This window comes from Deferrisoma sp. (genome assembly GCF_054681715.1).
Genome location: NZ_BAAHFQ010000230.1, coordinates 1 through 3,544, shown reverse-complemented (window position 1 = coordinate 3,544; position 3,544 = coordinate 1). Strand labels below are relative to the sequence as shown.

Annotated in this window: 5 protein-coding genes; 2 read left to right on the top strand and 3 right to left on the bottom strand. The window is 71.2% G+C overall.

Features of this window, described 5'->3' with window-relative positions; genetic code table 11:
• Positions 1-281 precede the first annotated feature (281 nt).
• The 3 genes from ACY0I8_RS17025 to ACY0I8_RS17015 form a co-directional block, all read right to left on the bottom strand.
• Positions 282-719 (bottom strand): cytochrome c3 family protein, encoded by a 438-nt coding sequence (locus tag ACY0I8_RS17025; RefSeq protein WP_461395700.1) that lies wholly within the window; start codon positions 717-719, stop codon positions 282-284.
• A gap of 91 nt (positions 720-810) precedes the next feature.
• Positions 811-1,389 carry a nitroreductase family protein gene (locus ACY0I8_RS17020; RefSeq protein WP_461395699.1) on the bottom strand — a complete coding sequence of 193 codons (579 nt, stop codon included), beginning with the start codon at positions 1,387-1,389 and terminating at the stop codon, positions 811-813.
• The gene (locus ACY0I8_RS17015) at positions 1,386-1,835 is read right to left on the bottom strand and encodes a PaaI family thioesterase (protein WP_461395698.1); all 450 of its coding nucleotides are present in this window, start codon (positions 1,833-1,835) and stop codon (positions 1,386-1,388) included. The genes ACY0I8_RS17020 and ACY0I8_RS17015 overlap by 4 nt, the downstream gene beginning before the upstream one ends.
• Before the next feature lie 344 nt (positions 1,836-2,179).
• On the opposite strand from ACY0I8_RS17015, the gene ACY0I8_RS17010 reads away from it, so the two are divergent.
• A complete protein-coding gene (locus ACY0I8_RS17010) occupies positions 2,180-2,716 on the top strand; it encodes a late competence development ComFB family protein (protein WP_461395697.1) in 537 nt (178 codons plus the stop codon).
• Positions 2,717-3,034: 318 nt separating this feature from the next.
• Positions 3,035-3,544 (top strand): DUF2860 family protein (locus ACY0I8_RS17005; RefSeq protein ID WP_461395696.1); only part of this gene is annotated, 510 nt, incomplete at its 3' end.

The window sequence follows — 3,544 nt, the reverse complement described above, 5'->3', positions numbered from 1 at the left end:
GGGAGGGGGAGCAACAACGGCCCCCCTCACCCCGGCCCTCTCCCCCTCGGGGGGAGAGGGAGACAGACGGCCGGGGTTCCCAGCCGCCGCGAAGCGGTTCCCCCTCCCCTGGTGGGAGGGGGATAGTGGGAGGGGGAGCAACAACGGCCCCCCTCACCCCGGCCCTCTCCCCCTCGGGGGGAGAGGGAGACAGACGGCCGGGCTCCCAGCCGCCGCGAAGCGGTTCCCCCTCCCCTGGGGGGAGGGGAACAGGGGGAGGGGGCGCAACAACGGCCCTCTGCTCACTCCCCGTGGCACCCCCCGCACTCGTAGGGCGCCTTCTTCCCCTCCTTCTCGTTCACCTCGGCGTGGCACCCCCGGCACAACCCGTGGAACGCCTTGAAGAGCGTGGGGATCTTCTGCACCCCGAGCTTCTTCTTGAGGGCCGTGTACCTCTCGGCGTACCCGTCTTCGCGGTTCGAGAGGTGGCAGTCGTGGCACAGCCCCTCGTGCTGGAGGTTCAGGTGGCAACCTTTGCAGTCGGTTTCGTTGCGGCGGATCATCGCGATGTTGTGGTGGCACCGGTCGCACTCCACGCCCCATTCCTCCACGTGCTGCCGGTGGGGCAGCACCACCACGCCCCGCCGGGCCCGGGGCAACTCCACCTCGTCCCGCAGCGCCCAGGCCGACCCCGCCACGGCCGCGGCCGCCACCGCGATCCACGCCACCGCCTTCCTCATCGTTTCCCTCCTTCACGCCGTCGGCCCCAACGAGAACAAAAGGCCCCCCGCCGAAACGAGGGGCCCTTCTATCAAGCCGGCGGCCGGGGGGTCAACCGGCCACGATGAGTTCTTCCAGGCGCCGTTTGGGCACGTGGTGCACGCCTTTCTCGTCGCGCCAGTACCGGATGTCGCCGCCGGGCTCCAGGTCCTCGATCACCACGGTCTCGGCGGGCTTGCCGAGCGCGAGCACGAGCCGGATGAAGAGGTGCTCCGGGATCGCGAGGGCCTCGCGCAGCCGGTCCTTCTGGATGGCGCCGATCATGCAGCCCCCGAGGCCGCGCTCCACGGCGCCCAGGAGCATGGTCTGGGCGGCGATGCCGTCGTCGCACCACCAGTTCTTGGCGATCCGGGTGTCCACGGTGATCACGATGTAGGCCGTGGGCCGCTCCCCCGGGCCGGGACCGGGCCAGTCCCTGAGGTAGGCGGCCCAGGCCAGGCACGGGAAGATCTTCGCGTTGGTCTCGGGGTCGCACGACAGGATGTAGCGAAGCGGCTGGCGGTTCGCGGCCGAGGCCGTGTGGCGCGCGAGATCCACCAACTCCACCAGGGTGTCCCGGCCGATGCGGTGCGACTCGTCGAACCGCCGGTAGCTCCGGTTTCGGAGCACCAGTTCCCGCAGATCGCTCATGGGGTCCCTCCGTTTCCGGTGTCCCGGGGGATGTGGGGCAGCGCGAGGAACGTGCCCGTGGCGTGCCCCACCAGCTCCCCGTTCTCGTCCCACAGGAACATCTGGGCAACGTCCTGGCGCTTTCCGGGCTTCAGCACCTCCCCCACGGCCCGCAAGGCCACCCGGATCGCCGGCCGCAGGAAGTGGACCGACATCTCCGACGTGGCGATCCAGCACGGCTCGGGCCGGGCCACGGCGCAGGCGAACCACCCCGCCGAGTCGAGGAGCGTCGCGTACACCCCGCCGTGGACGCCGCCGAACCCGTGGTCGAGGCCCGGGTTGTAGGGCAGGGTGATCACGGCCCGGTCGTCCTCGTCGAACGAAAGCCGCATGCCGAAGGTGCGGGCGATGGCGGCCCGCTCGTGAAACAGCTCCAGGAGTTCCCGCCTGCGTTCCGCCCGATCCATGCCGTCCTCCGCGCCGGGGCGGGCCGCTCTGGTGTGGGGCTCCAACGAAAAAGGCGACCCGCGAGGGTCGCCATTGTGTCACGTTCCGGAGGTGTCGTGCCAGGGCGGGGAGAAAAAGGGAGGGGCGGACCTCCGTGTCCTTCCCGCCCGGACGGGGCGCGGCCGAAACCTCCGTGTCCGGCCCGGGGGCGGCCCCGCCCATCCTGTCGTCAACCCACGGATCGGCAGGCCCCACCCCGGGCTTTAGGGGGCTTGGCGAAAAAAAATCGAAGGCCCCGGCTCAAGCGCGGGAGCGCCCCGGCCGATCGGAAACCCGTTTCCCAGTCGTCGCAGGGAGTTCGGTCATGGAGATCCGCCGCACCGTGCAGGCCATCCTCGAAAGCCGCGTCTGCCCGCCCGACCAGGCCATGGAACTCCTGCGGCTCCTCCAGGCCCGCGAGCCCACCGGGGAGGAGCGTGAGGCCCTGGACCGGCTCCGCGAGGCCCTGGAATCCGGGGAGGTCCGGGTGCCCGCGGCCGGCCGGTACCGGAACATCATGGAGGAACTCGTGTGGGCCGAGGTGGAGCGCCGTTGCGAGGACCCAGAGGTGCTCCGGGCCGTGCGCACCAACCTCCACGACATCATGGCCTACGCCCTGAACCGCCTGCCGCCCCTTTACGCCACGAGCCTCGAGGGCGCCTCGTTCCAGAGGCGCCGGGCCCAGGAGGCCCTGGCCGATTTCGTGGCCCTGCGGGTCGAGGAGGCCATCGCCACCACGGCCCACCGGCCCGACTGGCACCCCGAGCGCCTGCCCCTGGCCGACGACCCGGCCCCCCGGCTCCTGGACGTGCTCCGGCACCTCGGGGGAGAATCGGGCGACGACGCGGACGCCCCCGACTGAACCCACGGGCACGGGGCGACATTCCAATAACTTCCGGCTAGGCGGCTGGGCGGCTCGGCAGCTAGGCGGCGAAGAACACTTGGGATCCCGGCGTCATCGGGCCGGCCAACCCGTGGGAGCGGCTGCCGTGTCAGGGATCAGAATTCAGAGGACAGATATCAGAAACCCCCTGTCCTCTGTCTTCTGTCCTCTGGCACCTGACACGGTCGCCGGTCCTTTGGTCCGGCCGCGGCGGCCCAGGCGGACAGTTCTTGTTGCTGCAAACAGGCCCTCTTGCCGTATACCGCCGCTTTCCCTCCTCTCACATCGAGGTGCCCCGTGCGCAGGGTGACGGTTCTGCCCCTTCTTGCCTTGACCCTGGCCGTCGGCGCCTGGGCGCAGCCGCGGCCCGGCCCCCCGGCCGGCGGGATCCACGGCCGGATCGAGGCCGGGGCGGGAGCGTTTTGGACCACGGACCAGCTCGCGGCCTCGGGGAAGAACCGTCACACCGGCGGCCTCGACGCCCCCTCCGACCCGTTCGTGCGGGCGCTTCCGGTCGGCCTCTTCGACCTGCGGTGGGCTGTGCCGGGCGCCGGGGTGACCCTCCACGCCGGCACCCCTTTGGAGACCGAGGGGCCGCCGGGCCTCACGCTCGGCGCCGAGGCAAAAACCCGAGCGGGATCGTTGGATCTTTCGGGTGTGTGGCAGCCGTTCCGGAGGGTGTGGAAGGACCCCTACCGGGAAACCGAAGCCCGGGAGAAAACCCCGGCCCCCACCTACGGCCTGCGGCTCCGCTGGGGCGGCCTGGTCGGCTCGGCCTGGTCGGCCGAATACCGGGTCACCTGGAGC